This window comes from Gottschalkiaceae bacterium SANA (assembly GCA_036323355.1).
GTDB lineage: Bacteria > Bacillota > Clostridia > Tissierellales > GPF-1 > GPF-1.
Window position 1 is genome coordinate 2,672,261 of the sequence record AP028876.1, and the last position, 17,352, is coordinate 2,689,612.

Below are 17,352 nucleotides of genomic sequence, written 5' to 3' on the forward strand. Positions count from 1 at the left end.
TGCTGGATTACCTTATGTAATGCCTTCAAGCAGATCAGAATAAACCAAATCTAATTTTCGAATATTAATGTCTGCAACTTCACTCATATTCAGTAACCCATTAAGATTTCCATGCATAATATCATGCCTATTATCAAGCAACTCAGTGATGGCATCAACAAATACCGTTCTTTCAACATTTGGATGTATATAACCATTCGATATTAATTTATTAAGTTTTTTATACATTCCGTAATAATTGCCATTTTTCTTTTTTACATATACATCTGGGTCTAAAACATTACTTTCAATTATATCGGTAACCAAAGTTTCAATAACAATTGCAGAATAAACAATACTCTTGAAATGATCGCCAATTTTATGAGCATATTTCGATTCGCTATAGAAATACCTGCCTACATTAAAATTCTGATCTTTAAGCTCTTCAATGAACACATTATTATCAGGGATTTTTTGATAACCATCTACATTAGGAGAAATATACATTCTCCCATTTTGTATCTGTCCAAATATGTCATAATAGACCACAGTGTTAATTGTACTGCAATCATAATAAGTAGGTATAACGGCATGCTCACCACAAGTACTTATATTATATTTAAAGAAAAAATACTCTAAGTTAGCTTGAATAAAATCCGTCGCAAAATCTCTTCCATGCTCAATAAAACTTTTATCAATTTCGCTATATTCATCCGCAAATACTTCCACATTAATTATTAAACTAGAATTAAGAAATTCGAATATAGGAGGGTTCGCACTAATATTAACCGAAACAGTTGAATGCCTAACGGAGATTAATTGGTCTTTAACCCAATCATCTTTAATCGAAACCATCACTTTCCTATTTCTATGGCTTAAATAATGAAAAATATTAGCTGAAACCTCATAAAAATAATGACCTTGACAAATACGTAAATAGGTTGGCAATGAAAAACTCGTGGATATAAACATTCTAATATTATTTTGTTTTCTAAACTTATTCATTTCTTTTGTTTCAATCACCATTTTATCACCTCTATAAACATAATACGCCTTATAGAAACTTTTTTCTATGATAAAGTCAAAAGAGTATCATTTACAATATCACTTTGCAATATTTTCTTGAAATCTCGTAAATTAATGAGCATACTATGTATATCCTTATTATTGAAATGCCACTTATATCGCCGCAAGAGAGTAGCCCTAAGGTCACGGCTACTCTCTTGCTAGCTCTGAAAGAAAAAGCTACAACTGCTCTACTGCAGCTTCCAGCATCTCAGTTATCGTCTGCTCAGTAACATATAGCTTCACCACACTCGGAATCATCGAGAAATCCTTTCCAAGCACATAATTGTATTTCATCTTGCCAGTTCCAGATCCATAGATCTGCTACGCCTCGATCCCCAATGAAAACAGGATCTTCTTCACTACTCCAATCTGCCCCATGTAGGTAAGTACCAGAAGAACTCCAAGGAATACTCCTGACACCACCACATTCATGTCCACTGCTATCGGACAATTGTCGGAACCCACCACATCATTGTGGATCTCCGCACCTATCATATTCGAAAAGAGACTCATAGATACAAAAATCTAGTCAATTTGCCACCCTGTGATACTTTTCTGGTTGAGAACGTTAGCTCCATCAATAGCACTTCACCGCTTTCAACTCTAAGTGTTGCCAAGCGATCATCCAATCAAAAATACTTCTTCCCAAATAACTAAAATTACATTTATACACCATGAAATTATAAGCATATTTACATTCTTTTTCCATTCTGCTATCTCATATACCCAAAGGATATGAAAGAATTATAAACAACTTAAATTCCTTGTTTAATTAGTTGAACACGTGGTATTTATATAGTACCAAATGATAGTTAAATTACCGAGTGGTAATTGAGTTATCAAATGGTATATCACTTAGCTAAAAGCTGAGTAGATAGCTTTTGATCTCAGAAGCCTGAGGTGGTTCCAGTTATCCGGAACAACCGACTGTCGATTGAATGCAAATCGGTTTTTACTTCGAATCAGTTGAGATGTCAACTGTACGAAAAGGGAAATTGAAATTCATGAGATGGCCTGCGACTGATCGATGACCCCATGAATTTGGAACAGAACCAAGATTTAGAAAATGAAACATGTTAGTAGCAAATGAAACATGCAAGTGAACTGCGAAACATGCAAGTGATCCACGAAACATGCAAGTGAACCGTGAAACATGTAAATGATCCATGTAACATGCAAGTGAACCGCGAAACATGCTAATGATCCATGAAACATGTACGTGAACAACGAAACATGCTAATGAACCATGTAACATGCCAGGTAACACGAACATGCAAGTGAACCATGTAACATGCCAGGTAACACGAAACATGCAAGTGAACCACGAAACATGTAAGCGATCCATGAAACATGCAAATGTAACACGAAACATGAACATTGAAAATGAACCATCCAAATTCGCAAATGAGGTAGATCAGCCTGAGAAAAGAATTAAAAGGAGGGGAGTCCACCAAAAACTTCAAGTGAAATCAAAGCATGAGGGGCGTTGTCCACGATTTATAATATGTTATCGGATAGCGTCCTTTGTGTATAAAAAAAACTTTTCCACAATATCTAGTATTCTGATTAGAATGAATATAAAGTGGTATATTACAAGTACAAGGATGCTAGACATCCATGGAAGGGAGATGATTCCACCAAAAACGTTTAACCGAACATCCATAATTCTCCTGAAGAACGGCTGAGCTGATAAACGGATCAAGGCTATTTGTGATCATTGAGTGAGAATACTAAATGCCTGTCGATCAACAGGAAGAACACCAAGGAGGAAATGTGAATACAATTAAAAACGAGTAAAGTCCGCATCCTATATAATAGATAGAATGCGGACTTTCATTTTGCCCTAATACTTTTCTTTTAACGTATTTTAAACCCTTTCAACAGCAAGACCTGTCTCATGGCCGTTCAAATTCTGTTTTTCTTCCAAACCAGCTTTTGCTTCAATGGAAACCGCCAGGGTTTCTTTTTTAATATACGCCCCAAACGTCTCAACAGCTGCTTGAATCTCTTCACTACCTTCAAAATAAATTCGAATCTGATCCACAACCTCAAATCCGCTGGTCTTTCTCAGGTTTTGCACCTTGGAAACCAATTCTCGCGCATACCCTTCTTGAACCAACTCATCGGTAAGAACCGTATCCAGGATCAAGAACTGATTCTCTTCCATAGCAACATTAAAGCCATCCTTGGCTTGAATGGTTACCTGAACATCATCAGCTGTCGCAACAAACTCTTCTCCTGCAAGATCCACAGTAACCGACTCCCCTACTTCAAACTTCGGTGCATAAAGGCTTCCGTCAAGACCTGCCAATGCTTTTCCGAACAAGCCCATTTTCTTGCCCAATTTCGGACCAACAGCTCGGAAGTTTGGCTTGATTGTGAAATTCATAAAGCTTTGCAAGTCCCGCTCGAAAACAACATTCTTCACATTCAATTCTTCCTGAATCAATGGAACCAAATCACCAATCAATGCTTGGTAGTTACCATCTACCATAACTTTGTTGATCGGTTGGCGAACCTTGATTTTCGCTTCTTCACGAGATGCACGGCCCAATGTAACTAAAGTTCGAACCAAATCCATTCGCTCTTCTACACGATCATCCATCAACTCCGGTTTCAGCTCTGGGTACATGGCAAGATGAACCGATTTTTCTCCCGTTAATTTTTGATACATTTCTTCTGCCAAGTACGGAGCAAAAGGTGCGATCATTCGTGCTAATCCTTCTAATACTTCATAAGTCGTATTGTATACGGCCTTCTTATCAAGATTCAATTCACCACCCCAGAAGCGGCGACGAGAACGTCTGATATACCAGTTAGATAGATCTTCATTGACAAAGTCTTGAATACGACGAACAACCTTGTTCATGTCGTAGCCATCCATTGCTGCCAATACCTCTTTCAACACGCGTTGGAATTTAGAAAGAATCCAACGATCCAATTCAGGACGTTCTTCCACAGGAACAAAGAAGTCTTTTGGATCCACGTCGTCTGTGTTGGCGTACAGTGTAAAGAAGTTATATACATTCTGTGTAGTATTGAAGAACTTGCTTAACACTTCCTTCAAACCACTTTCATCAAACTTGGTTGGTGTCCATGCAGGTGATACATACAATAAGTACCATCGCAAAGCATCTGCGCCGTATTGTTCAAACATTTTAAAGGGATCAACGGCATTACCTTTGGACTTACTCATTTTCTTACCATCTTTATCAAGAATCAAGTCGTTGACCAAGACGCGCTTGTATGGTGATTTGCCTGTTACAAAAGTTGAGATTGCCAACAGTGAATAGAACCACCCACGGGTTTGATCAATCCCCTCACAGATAAAGTCTGCTGGGAAGTTTTGCTCAAAGGTGTCCTTGTTTTCAAATGGGTAGTGAAGCTGAGCAAACGGCATTGCACCAGAATCAAACCAGCAGTCAATTACTTCTTTGACTCTTGTCATACGGCTGCCGCACTTCTCACAAGTGATATGCACGTCATCCACGTAGGGACGGTGCAATTCAATGGAGTCATCGATGTCTTCAATGGCACGTTCTGCCAATTCTTTACGGGACCCTACACTATCGGTATGATCACAAGAATCACAACGCCAAACATTCAATGGTGTACCCCAGTAACGGCTTCTTGAAATCGCCCAGTCATTCAGGTTTTCCAGCCAGTTTCCAAATCGCTTCTCACCAACATAGCCTGGATACCATTCTACCCCATTGTTGTTTTCGATTAATTGATCTTTTAATTTTGTCATCTCGATGTACCAGCTTGGTTTTGCGTAGTACAACAAAGGTGTTTTACATCTCCAGCAATGCGGATAATTATGTTTCATCTTCTTACGCTTGAATAATTGATTTTTCGAAGCCAAGTACTTGACAATCTCAATCGCCAAATCATCGTCAGTCACAGAACGACCTTCCCACGGCGTAGTCGTATACTTGCCCTTATCATCAACTGGTTGAAGAACCGGCAATTTGTAAGCTTTTCCGACTTGATAATCATCCTCGCCAAATGCAGGCGCGATATGAACCAATCCAGTACCATCAGACATAGTAACATAGTCGGCAAGGGTAACATAAAATGCTTTTTTATCCGCTTTAACGAATGGCATCAATTGTTCGTATTCCATATACTCAAGATCCGTACCTGAAAGCGTTTCAAGGACTTCATACTCGCCCTCTACAACTTGATCTACCAAAGCTTTTCCAACATAGTAGACTTCATTCGCTTCCTTAGCAAGAACCTTCAAATAAGTTTCCTTTGGATTCACAGCGATCGCCACATTGGCAGCCAATGTCCAAGGCGTTGTTGTCCATACCAAGAAGTACTCATTGTCTGCTTTGGTATCCGTGCGCTTCATTTTTACAACAACGGTTTGAGATGTAATCTCTTCATACCCTTGTGCAACTTCATGGGAAGCCAAACCCGTGCCGCAACGTGGGCAATAAGGTTGAATCTTATGTCCTTCGTAGATATATCCTTCTTTAAAGAACTTGTTTAAAATCCACCATTCCGTTTCAATGTAGTCATTTTCCAATGTGACATACGGATTATCAAGATCGATCAAATAAGCCATCTGCTTGGTCATCTCTCGCCATTCACCTTCATATTTGAAGACAGACGTTTTACACTGCTCATTGAAATTATGGATGCCATAGGCTTCAATCTCGGTCTTGTCATTCAATCCCAAGTTTTTTTCCACTTCGATTTCAACCGGCAGACCGTGAGTATCCCAACCAGCTTTTCGCTTCACTTGATATCCCTGCATGGTCTTAAATCGACAAACGCCATCCTTTAAACTTCTGGCAATTACATGGTGAATGCCTGGATGTCCGTTCGCTGTCGGCGGACCCTCATAAAATACAAATTGTTCTTTTCCCTCACGGGTTTCAATACTCTGCTTTAATAAATCCATTGCTTCCCAATTCGCTCGGATTTGGGCTTCTTTTTCCTTCACCGGCAATTTAGACAATGCTTCAAATTTAGCCATTTTTATCTTCCTCTCTTTTCTATGTTTTGTAAATATTATTCAGTTGAAATAAAAAAAGCCCCTAGATCAAAAGATCTAGGGACGAAAACTCCGCGGTACCACCCTACTTACAAGACAATAAGTCTTGTCGCTTCAACAAGATAACGGCTTGGACCGGAACTTCCTACTCTGTTCAGAAATTCAAGCTCACAGGTGATTTGCTAAAGATCGATTCGGATAACCTTTCAACCGGTGAATTATCTCTCTACACCATCGATTGCCTCTAACCGTCCTGCTCATTGCTATTCATCCCTTATCCTACATGACGAAATTTGGTTTGTCAAGCAATCCGAGTCAAGGCACGAAATTCCACAAGAGACACACATCTTTCCCCTATTACTTACCACTATCTAGCTATTTATACGCACATGAACGACACTTATTTAAACTATAAACAGAGATCTCTTAAAAATACGGCAACCCCATCTTGGTCATTAGTAACCGTCACATGGTCTGCAAGAGCCTTTAACTCGTCGACGGCATTGCCCATGGCAACCCCCACTCCTGCATGTAGGATCATCTCCATATCATTAAAGTCGTCGCCGAAAGTGATCACATCGGAATGACTCATCTCAAAACGATCCAGTACCCTTACAATACTATTCCATTTTGTAACCTCAGCATGCATGATTTGACACAATGTGCCATCATCCGTAACCACTCCTCTGCAGCCTTGAGGCAAATGGGAAGTAAACTCAATGGTTATTCTTTCATCCGCATAGATCATTACTTTAAACGCTTCTTTAAATTTGAATGTTTTCAAATCAACTAATTCATATGGAATTTGGCCGAAAACATCCACAATATCAAAATTGGCGTACAATTTATCATTCACTTCCATGCATATATTGTTGAGGCCTTGTTTTTCTGCTAGCTCGATGATTTCTATAACCATATGTCGAGATATCTCTTGATTAAATATTACTTCAGCATCTCGATAAATAATTGCCCCATTGTAGCAGATCACATATTCGTTTTTTAATGCGTCGGGGATCAATCTGAATGCGTCTCTAGGCGGTCTCGCTGTTGCGAAAACCAATTGAATCCCTTTCTCCGCCATAGACCGTAGCACTTCTATCGAATGCGCCGAAACCGTTTTATCACTTCTTAGAAGTGTTCCGTCAAGATCTGAAACAATCATTTTCTTCACCATGAATCCACCTTCTTTCGATTTATGCCTTTTAAATATACTTGTAATCGAGTATAACTCAATCAAGCTATAATTTCACTCAAATATAAAAAAACATCTGCATTTCGAATTTCTTCGATCAACAGATGCTTCCAGATTCACTATTTTTTATTCTTCTACCAAAATTTCCATGATCCATGAAAGACCGCTATGTATGACTCAAAAAAGTACACTCTTGCTTTACCGACTCACCCTTGCATAGAGTCCTTGAGCTTTCGTGCAAATCTTTGCGCATTCTCAAGATCAACTTGATTGGGTCTTCCCTTATTCATCCCCCCAAGATACTTAAGGAAACTATTTGTATTGTATCCTTTGCAGCTAAATTCACCTACGATTCTATATCCTTTTGCCTCCAGCTTTTCTCGTAGCAGTGCATAATCCTCTTTCACTTTCTCTTTTCCTTGCACAGCACTTGTCGAAAAAATGAATCCCGCCTTCTTATCCACGTTCGGCAGTCTGTCTACAAAATCAAGCAAGGGCTTGTAGTGGCGTCCACTATCGATACCTGCTCCAAACCCGACCAGGTCATATGCCTGAAGTTCCTCCATAATAACCTGGTCTGGATTCTTTACTTCTGCTTGCAATACCTTTGAAAATTCACTTGCGATTTTAGCGGTATTGTTATGATGATACGAGTAAACGATAATAAGACTCCTTGCACCCATCGTATCTGCCTTTCCCTCCTGCATTATTTTTACCTCCAATTGTATTGCTTTCACAGGCCTACCTATACCTCTGTACCTACAATAAAAAATCCGATCCATTGCTTCTATCCTTATTATATTTACACACATTCTGATCAAACAAATCAGAAATACCAATATCTTCAGCAATCCTTAGCAATAAACAAATAAGAAAAAAGTCTTATCCTTTTAAATGGAAATAACGTGGGTATTATTGGAAGTAACTAGTATCTTTATATTTGTACGTTTGTATTTGATGGCGTTTTACCATAAATTAAATCAAATTACTTGTCAAAGACACCAAAGAACTGAATGGAGGGATCACAATGAACCCAGAATTAAATGAAAAAAAAATTAAAATCAATATATTTGGCAAAGTCGCACATACTTTTATCAATCAGTTTCAGCTAACCGTTTTAATTATTCTCTTGATCATAAGTATTGGTGTTGCAGGAGCATTGAGTTTACCAAGAGAATCTCTGCCCGAAATTGTTTTTCCCGCCATCACCATCCAAACACTTTTTCCGGGTGCAAGTCCTGAAGATGTCGAATTTTTAGTCACCGAAAAAATTGAAAATAAGGTGAAAGAATTTGATGATATTGAAACCATTGAATCTGAAACAAGTTTTGGTTTATCGATTGTAAGTATTCAATATGTCGAAGGAATCGATATCGATCAAAAGAAAATTGAAATTGATAACGCATTAAAAGAACTGCAATTATCCGATGGCGTTCAAGATCCACGCTCCTTTATCTTTTCTACATCTGAAATACCCTTAATGAATATTTCAGTCGCCGGAGATTACTCTCAAGATCAGTTAACCTTGATTGCCCAAGATATAGCAAATGAAATCGAAGGCGTCACTGGCGTTCAGGATGTCACCTTATCCGGTAACGTAAATCGTGAAATAGAAATTGTTACCCATGAATTGCTTATGATGAAATACGGCGTCGATTACAACGCACTTCGAACCGCCATTTCCTCTCAGAACTATAGTGCACCCATTGGAGAAGTCTCCTTAAATGGCGTTCGCTATAACCTACGTGTTGACGAACGTTTTAAAGCCGTAGAAGAAATCGCGAATACAAGAATCAATGACCAGATCTATGTGAAAGATGTTGCTGATGTGATCGATGGGATCGAACCGATCCGGAGTTATAATCGAACCTTTATCAAAGGACTCAATGACCAGGCCTTACCTTCCATCTTCTTGTCCGTTAGCAGAAAAGTAGGCAGTGATGTCATTGGCACAAGCAAAGCGGTCCAAGAACTCTTACAGAAAGAAAAAGGGATTTTGTACCCAGAGGATGTCACCGTTTATGTGTCCAATGACCTGGCTGTTAATGTGTCCAACGATCTGGATAAAATACAAGGTTCAGCATTGTCTGGGCTCATTGTGGTTATTATTGTTCTGTTTTTATTTATCGGTATTAAAGAATCCTTGATCGTATCGATTACGATTCCATTGAGTTTATTGGGAACCCTGGGCTTGCTAAGTATCTTTAATATTACTTTCAATACCTTTGCCATCCTTGGGTTGATTGTTGCCCTTGGCCTCTTGGTCGATAACTCCATTATCGTTATGGAAAATATTGATCGGCTGAAGAGGAAAGGCATGACCGCCAAGAATGCAGCTTATTATGGGACCAACCAGGTGGGCTTTCCCATTGTTTCATCCACCTTCACCACTTTGGCCGCTTTTTTCCCCTTGGCTATTTTGCCCGGTATCTTGGGTGCCTTTATCTCAACAATCCCTTTGACCATTATGATTACCATCAGTGTTGCCTTGGTCGTATCGATTGTGATTACTCCAAGTATTGCAGCCAAAATATTAAACGATAAAAAGAAAAAACAAATAAACCCTTGGATCAAAGGAATACTTTCCATTGTGATTGTCGCTGCATTGAGCTTTTATGCTTTCTATGATGGCGGTGAAAATCTTCTGTTGGCACTGATCATGATGGCGATTTTCACAAGCTTAATGGCGCTTAAGGTGATCTTCTTAAGGAATCAAGGATTGGAAGAATCAAAACTAACCAAGGTATACAGTCATTTTATTGGATGGATTGTCACTAAGAAGCGTCGTGCAATCACTGTTGTTTTAATCGGAGTGATTGTTTTATTTGGTAGCTTTACAACCTTCGGTTCAGGATTGCTAAAAATTGCATTCTTTCCAAATGGTGAACCGACCTCCCTGAATATAAATGTCGACACAGTTGGCGGTATGACCTTGGATTCAACCGATGAAGTTGTTAAAGAAATTGAAGCCTTGCTGGTCAAAACAGAAGCGGTTTCTCAATTTAACTCAACAATTGGCGGAAATGAAATCGACTCAGCAAGCATATCTGTAGAATTTGATACTTCACAAAAAAATGGTTTTGACATTCTAAATGACATTGATGAACAAATTAAAAATATTCCTGGTGCAAAGATCTCCATCCAAACCTTGGTTTCAGGACCACCGGTTGGCAAACCAATCGACCTGCGTATTCAAGGTGATGATTTGGAATCAAGTACCCTATTCGCTACCGAGTTAGAATCCGCCCTTCAAGGGATCAAGGGTGTATATAATATTGAGTCATCGTCAACACAAGGTGTCCCTCAATTACTCATCGATATCAATAAAAACAAAAGCCTAGGCTATGGGCTTTCCCCACAACAAATTACCAATCAATTACGGGGTGAAATCAATGGGATCACCGCAACAACCATAAGAGATGGGAAAAATGAAATTGATGTCGTAATTAGAAAAGATATCGAATTAATCAAAAGTGTAAACGAAGTCAAAAACCTTTTTGTTGCAACACCCACACAGAATATGCTGACCTTGTCTAGCCTTGCAGACCTTGTTGAACAATCTGGCATCTCGAATATCTCTCGAAAAGATGGAGAACGAGTCATTTCGATTACCGCCGACTTAAAAGAAGGCTTTAATGTGAATGATGTGGTTTCAACATTGCAGAACAAGTACACGGAAGATGCCATTCCAAGCGGAGTGATTTTGCAGTATTCCGGCGATGTCGAAGGGATTTCTCAAAACTTCGGCAATCTATTTCAAAGTATGATCTTGGCAATTTTCTTGGTCTTTATCATCTTAACGCTGCAGTTCAAATCAATCACGCAACCGTTTATCATTTTAACAACCATTCCCATGGCCCTAATTGGAGTCATTTGGGGCTTGATTATTACCGGCAATGAATTTGGCTTTTATGCTTTTATGGGCTTGGTTGCTCTAGTCGGAATTGCTGTAAATGACGCCATTGTTTTGATCGACTACATCAATTATCTTCGTTCAGAAAACAAGTCCTTGGTAGAAGCGATCAAAGAAGCTGGGAAAACAAGGTTCAATCCGGTTTTGGCAACAACACTTACCACCATTAGCGGTGTGCTACCTCTTGCTTTTAAAGAAGCTTATTACGCTCAATTCAGTTATGCCCTCATCTTTGGTTTGATGATGACAACGATTTTAACACTTATTTTCATACCAACTATCTATGGGTTGTTTGCAGGTTTATCAAAAAATAGAAAGGCGGTGTCATTGTGATCCGTAAAAAAACAGCTGTAACCATGTTGATTCTACTGACTTCTATCTTACTCATCGGGTGCAATGCTGATGATTCAGAAGTAGAGTCCACAAATATCGTTGTCCCAGTCAAGCTAGGTGTTGTGGTAAAAGATACCGTTGAAGAGACCTATGTGACAATCGGGAAAGTTATTCCCAGCAATCAACTGGATGTTTATTTGAATTCCATTGGCAAAATAGAGACCATCTTTATTAAGCCTGGGGATTTCATCGAAAAGGACATGCCAATGATTCAATTAATTAATGATACAAGCAAGACCACCTTTAACTCGACCGAGAGCCAGTTGAGAACCATCAGAGATAACCTGGCTGTTCAATACAATGCCGCCCTAGAAAACTACAATCTGCAAAAGGTCTTGTTCGATACAGCCACAATCAGCCAGAACACCCTAGATGCATCGCATGACCAATTAGAGATTACCCAGAGGCAATATCGAGATGCACAAATAACCTATAATAATCAGGTAAGCAATCTTCAGTCTTCCCTTGATGACTTATTGGTAAAGAGCCCAATTGATGGACAAATTGCTTCACTCAATGTGAAAATTGGCGAAGCAGCAAGAAACCAACTTGCAGCAACCATCATTGATAATTCAACCCTCTATGTTCAAACCATGGTCTCCGGTGAGTTAAAAAAATCCCTAAGCTTGGACCAAGATGTGAAACTCGCCTTAGAAGGCGTTGATCAAGTGATTCACGGTAAGGTAAGTGTCATCAATGAGATCCCTGATATAAACAACAAGCTCTTTGAAGTGGATATTATAATTATTGAAGATGTCAATGTGGGTGTCGGCGATTTTGCAGAAGTTGAGTTTATTACAAAATCCTATGAAGCTAATCGGCTTCCATCGACAGCCATTGTGAGAAAAGGCATCGAAAAATATGTATTCACTTATGACAATGGAATTTTGAAGAAAGTGGTTTTAGAAACGGGTCTTTCAAATGGTAAATGGATTGAAGTCTTATCAGACGAACTTAATGAGTCGTCAATCATTGTCATCCGTGGGCAAAACGATCTGCGTGTTGATGATGTCATTCAAATCATCGAAGACTAACACAAAAAGAAAGGCCTAGAGAATCGCTTTTAGCGATTCTCTTTTTTCATTCTAAAGGTAGCGTCATACTACTTTACAGATTATGCTATGCGTGATATAGTATAAGGCGAGAGGGGGTATTCTATGGATGCTCAACTTAGACGTGGATTATTAGAGGTCTGCGTATTGAAGCTTTTAACAAAAGGTGACTCCTATGGTTATCGAATCGTTAAAGATGTTTCCGAGATTATTGACATATCCGAATCAACACTTTATCCAATACTGAAAAGACTGGAAGCCAGCAAATGTCTTGAAGTATACTCAGAGGAGCATAAAAGCCGATTGCGTAAGTACTATCGAATAACCGATGTGGGTTTGCAGCGTATCGAAGATTTTATCAGTGAATGGGAAAAAGCCATGAAAGTATTTGACTTTATTAAGGAGTGAAATATATGAATAAGAGCGAGTTCTTGGGTAAATTGACTAATCGGTTAGCGCATTTACCCAATCATGAAATAAGTAAAATAATTTCTTATTATGACGAGAGTATTGACGACAGAATCGAAGATGGAATGACCGAGGAAGTATCCATTCAGTCCCTAGGCAGTCTAGATAATATTGTAATCAATATTGAAAATGAAATACCAATAACCAGTATGGTAAAAGACCAGGTTATGAAAAAAGTAGAAAAGAACAGCAGCAAAAAGGTGCTACTTGCATTCACGATCATTGGGTCTCCCTTGTGGCTTCCCTTATTGCTTGCTGCAGTTTGCCTTGTCCTTTCACTCGTACTTGCCGGATGGGCGGTCTATGCTGGTGGAGTTGTGACTTACCTAAGTTTGGCCATTGTTGCAGTAACTGGAGTAGGCTTTGGCTTTATAAGGGTCTTCACCGTCAGCATCACTACAGGCCTTGCATATATAGGTGTAGGCATACTTTCAGCCGGTATCATGCTCTTGCTGTTCTACCCTTGTCTTTGGTTGACAAGACAATGGGTTAAGCTAAATGTTTTACCTTTTAAAAAACTTAGGCAGCGGCTCGTCCGAAAGGAGTAATGGGATGAAAAAAATAAGTGTAACGGGCGCTATATTACTTGTAATCGGATTTGCTTTGGTGATCTTTGCCATGACAACCAGCGACAATCCTTTTGACATCAGTAAAGCGAGAGAGGAAAAAAACTATACATTTGAAGTAGATGACATCAATGGTGGTATTTATATCGATGAAAAATCTGCAGATATTTCCATCTCATTGTCCACAGATGACCAAATACATTTGAAGACATTCGAGAACGAAGAAGACTATTATGAAATAACAAACAATCATGATTTAACTATTGCCTATCAGCGAGAGTTAAAATGGTTTCAAAAAATTATTGATCTTTCAATTATTGGAAATGAGCTCAAATATACTTTGGAGTTAAGTGTACCTGAAGAGTTGATCACCAACATTAAAATTGATGCAACTAATGGTCAATTAACGATTGATGACATTACCGTCCAGGCCTTAGCTATTGCTAAAACAAATGGAAATGTGAGCATAAACAATATCATCTCAATAAAAGATATTGACATTGACACGAGTAATGGTGACATCGAACTAAATCATGTAAATGCCAAAGAGGAACTAGAAATCCACTCCACAAATGGTTCGATCAAACTAAATTCCACTGATTTTGGTGACCTTGCTTTCATAGAAACAGAAAATGGTGATGTAATTGCTTATTTTGATGACCATGGAGACAACTATACCTTTGATATTTCTAGCGTCAACAAAAAAAATAGTATTGAATACGGCCATGTTGATAAAAAAGGAAAATCAATCATCTACGGAAACGGAGACAAACTGTTCATCGTGGATACGACAAATGGCAAGGTTCAGGTAACATGTGAACCTGCACACTAAAGCAAGTCGATCAATAAAAAGACCCCAAAAGATTAGAATTTTTTCTAACCTTACTGGGGTCTTTTCTTTATCAATCGCTTAAAAACTTCGATGATCTGATTACTTTTCTATTTATGCCATACAAACAAAAGTCCTTCCTAACCAACTCGATAACGAATAAAAGGGGAATTTCTCAGCTTTCGGCGTCTTTCTTATAAAGACCTCTCTTGAGACTTCTTGATTTCATAACCCAATCGATTTATCACATTTTCAATATCCGCAATGGAAACCTTGTCGTCATCAAAAGTTAGTTTCACTTTACTGGAGTTAAAGAGTACGCGTACACTTTCCTTATTAACACCCTCCAAAGATTTCACTCCATTTTCAATCTTTTGCATACACGACGGGCAAGTCAACGTTTCCGTTTGAATCATGGCTTTTTTCATTTTTATCACTCCTCCATTTAATTTTGTAACGCATAAGTCTCATCCCATTTAAAATTACAACCAATATACTTGCTTCATGTACCAACATACCGAGCGACATACTCATCCATTCGCTAAAGAATACGCCCGCAAGTAGAATCCATACAACACCAACTGCGATGACTATGTTTTGACGCATGTTATTAACAGTCGCTTTTGCTAAACCCAAGACGTGGATTAAGTGAGAAAAATCTGAATGCATTAAAACAACATCCGACGTCTCGATCGCAACATCGGTTCCACTTCCCATTGCAATGCCAATCTGCGCTAATGCTAGTGAGGGACTATCATTGACTCCATCTCCAACAAATGCTACGATTTGACCTTCTGCCTGCAGTGCCTCAATATAGGCTTGTTTCTGTTCTGGCAGCATATGTCCATACGCTTCAGAAAGTCCAAGTTCTCTTGCGACTAAATCCACTGTTCCCTGATTATCTCCAGAAAGAACCACTAAATTTTTTATGCCTAACTTTTTAAATTTATTAAGCCCCTCTTTCACGCCTAAACGGATTGGATCACGAATACCCAGTAGTGCATTCAATTCCCCGTCAACCGCTACTAAAACCAAGGAGTTTCCACCGGCTTCCATTCTTTTTATATCGCCACTCATCTTTTCATTAAAAGTAACATTTTCCTTTTCCATCAAGGCCACATTTCCAACAACCACTCGGTGCCCATCCAGGTGAGAGATAATCCCTCCCCCCTTAACAACATCCGTTCTTTCCACCAGATAATTTTTACATTCGCCAATGTATTCGACAACTGCCTGGGCCAGTGGATGGTCCGATTCCTTCTCAACATTGGCTAAATAAGCAAATATCTCTTCCGGATGGTCGGTATAAATTTCCTCTTCTGCAACTCTAGGATTTCCCTGTGTCAAAGTGCCTGTTTTGTCAAACACGATCGTATCAAGTCTGCTGAAATCACTAATCACTTCACTGCCCTTTAATAGAATGCCGTTTTTGGCTCCATTCCCGATACCTGCAACGTTTGAAACAGGCACCCCAATCACCAATGCACCTGGGCATCCCAAGACCAATATCGTAATTGCCAGTTCGATATCTCTCGATACCATCCATACGATCAAGGATAGAAGCAAAACTGCCGGTGTGTAGTACTTTGAAAATTTATCAATGAAACGCTCTGCTTCTGATTTTGAATCCTGCGCCTCTTCAACCAATTCAATAATCTTTCCAAAGGTGGTGTCTTCGCCTACCCGCTCAGCAATGATTTGCATGGTTCCATTTTCTAGCATGGTGCCAGCAAACACCTTATGATTTTTCTTTTTATGAACGGGAAGGGATTCACCCGTTATACTCGCTTCATTTATATAGCTCTCACCATGTAAAACAAAACCATCCACGGGTACTTTCGCGCCAGTTTTCACAAGCAAAATATCTCCAACGTCAACCTCGTCTACTTCAACCCTTTCGAATGTATCATTCTCCATCATTTTCAAAGCGCTTTCGGGTGCCATTTCTGCCAATGCCATGATTGCAGAACGTGTCTTATTCAGTGTTCTTTGTTCAAGATAAGCACCAAAGAGAAATAAAAATGTTACAATAGCGGATTCTTCATAGTTTCGAATGAATAAAGCCCCAACAACTGCAAGCGTAACCAAAACCTCTATGCTAACCACTTTAACCCTTAAGGCCTGGTATGCTTGTATTGCAATCGGTGCAAGCCCTATGAAAGAAGCGATTACCAATGTCCAAATGGACAATTCTTCATTCCCAAAACTTCGTTTACTGATAAAAGCAGTTCCAATTAATAGGCCACTAAATAGTGCAATGAGCTTTTTTTTACTTAATATGAATTTTCGCAAATTCATTCACCTCTCTTTTTAACGTTCCCTACCCTTAGATTTGTGTCGCACTAAGAATGATAGGCTTGGTCTAGTTCCGCCAACATCTTATAAACCTCTTCATAACTCTCACATACATCAATAGGTACAGAGTAATCGTCTGTGATTTGGCGTAATCTTTGGAATTCAGTATCCAAGCCTACAGGTTCTCCCTCTGCTGCTTTGTTTTTTTCAACGATCAAATCATACACTTCCCGAACATGATGAAACTCGGGATGACTACCACCATGAACCCGTGCTACAATAGCTACATATTGGTCTAGTTTCTTGAAATATTTTTTCTTTGCTTGCATAAATAATTGATTTGACATTGCATCTCCCTCTTTCTCATTTAATACGTTCCTTCTTGTAGCCTCATATTATCGGATATGTAAAAACATTTCTGTGATTCTAATCACTATGCCCGTCTTTTCATTTTTATCCAATATAATTATAACTCCCTGATCTAAAAGTTAGAAATCAGGGCTTCTATTCTATGCTTCTATTGAACCATCTAAAAAAGGGTATCTGTCCATCGATGGTATAAGCATAAAATCTTCGTGAAAACTCGTGGCAT

The 17,352-nt window shown here is 39.0% G+C and carries 12 protein-coding genes and 1 other annotated feature; of the genes, 5 read left to right on the plus strand and 7 right to left on the minus strand.

Annotation, left to right across the window (positions count from 1 at the left end; genetic code table 11):
- Positions 1 to 12: 12 nt before the first annotated feature.
- The 4 genes from AC25CA_RS13130 to AC25CA_RS13145 all read right to left on the minus strand — a co-directional run bounded on the left by AC25CA_RS13130 (position 13) and on the right by AC25CA_RS13145 (position 7,951).
- Positions 13 to 1,005, minus strand: coding sequence for a hypothetical protein (locus AC25CA_RS13130; RefSeq protein ID WP_486814283.1), 993 nt, complete (start codon positions 1,003 to 1,005; stop codon positions 13 to 15).
- A gap of 1,909 nt (positions 1,006 to 2,914) precedes the next feature.
- Complete coding sequence (ileS, locus tag AC25CA_RS13135; protein WP_486814284.1) at positions 2,915 to 6,034, minus strand: isoleucine--tRNA ligase; 3,120 nt, start codon at positions 6,032 to 6,034, stop codon at positions 2,915 to 2,917.
- A 74-nt stretch (positions 6,035 to 6,108) separates the two neighbouring features.
- Positions 6,109 to 6,322, minus strand: a binding site (T-box leader).
- A gap of 139 nt (positions 6,323 to 6,461) precedes the next feature.
- Entirely contained in the window at positions 6,462 to 7,226 is a 765-nt protein-coding gene (locus AC25CA_RS13140; RefSeq protein ID WP_486814285.1) for an HAD family hydrolase, read from the minus strand.
- Positions 7,227 to 7,450: 224 nt separating this feature from the next.
- A complete protein-coding gene (locus tag AC25CA_RS13145; protein WP_486814286.1) occupies positions 7,451 to 7,951 on the minus strand; it encodes a flavodoxin family protein in 501 nt (166 codons plus the stop codon).
- Positions 7,952 to 8,271: 320 nt separating this feature from the next.
- Here AC25CA_RS13145 and AC25CA_RS13150 point away from each other — a divergent pair, with 320 nt between their 5' ends.
- The 5 genes from AC25CA_RS13150 (at position 8,272) to AC25CA_RS13170 (ending at position 14,468) form a co-directional block, all read left to right on the plus strand.
- Positions 8,272 to 11,490, plus strand: a complete 3,219-nt coding sequence (locus AC25CA_RS13150; protein WP_486814287.1) for an efflux RND transporter permease subunit — start codon at positions 8,272 to 8,274, stop codon at positions 11,488 to 11,490.
- Positions 11,487 to 12,584, plus strand: a complete 1,098-nt coding sequence (locus AC25CA_RS13155) for an efflux RND transporter periplasmic adaptor subunit (protein WP_486814288.1) — start codon at positions 11,487 to 11,489, stop codon at positions 12,582 to 12,584. Before AC25CA_RS13150 ends, AC25CA_RS13155 begins: the two co-directional genes overlap by 4 nt.
- Before the next feature lie 123 nt (positions 12,585 to 12,707).
- A complete protein-coding gene (locus AC25CA_RS13160; RefSeq protein WP_486814289.1) occupies positions 12,708 to 13,010 on the plus strand; it encodes a PadR family transcriptional regulator in 303 nt (100 codons plus the stop codon).
- 5 nt (positions 13,011 to 13,015) lie between these two features.
- Positions 13,016 to 13,618, plus strand: a complete 603-nt coding sequence (locus AC25CA_RS13165; RefSeq protein WP_486814290.1) for a DUF1700 domain-containing protein — start codon at positions 13,016 to 13,018, stop codon at positions 13,616 to 13,618.
- A 4-nt stretch (positions 13,619 to 13,622) separates the two neighbouring features.
- A complete protein-coding gene (locus AC25CA_RS13170) occupies positions 13,623 to 14,468 on the plus strand; it encodes a DUF4097 family beta strand repeat-containing protein (RefSeq protein WP_486814291.1) in 846 nt (281 codons plus the stop codon).
- A gap of 191 nt (positions 14,469 to 14,659) precedes the next feature.
- Here AC25CA_RS13170 and AC25CA_RS13175 read toward each other — a convergent pair whose 3' ends face one another.
- The 3 genes from AC25CA_RS13175 to AC25CA_RS13185 are packed head-to-tail and all read right to left on the minus strand — an operon-like array spanning position 14,660 to position 17,107.
- A complete protein-coding gene (locus tag AC25CA_RS13175) occupies positions 14,660 to 14,893 on the minus strand; it encodes a heavy-metal-associated domain-containing protein (RefSeq protein WP_486814292.1) in 234 nt (77 codons plus the stop codon).
- A complete protein-coding gene (locus AC25CA_RS13180; RefSeq protein ID WP_486814293.1) occupies positions 14,832 to 16,763 on the minus strand; it encodes a heavy metal translocating P-type ATPase in 1,932 nt (643 codons plus the stop codon). The genes AC25CA_RS13175 and AC25CA_RS13180 overlap by 62 nt, the downstream gene beginning before the upstream one ends.
- A 44-nt stretch (positions 16,764 to 16,807) precedes the next feature.
- Positions 16,808 to 17,107 (minus strand): hypothetical protein, encoded by a 300-nt coding sequence (locus AC25CA_RS13185; protein ID WP_486814294.1) that lies wholly within the window; start codon positions 17,105 to 17,107, stop codon positions 16,808 to 16,810.
- Positions 17,108 to 17,352: the final 245 nt, after the last annotated feature.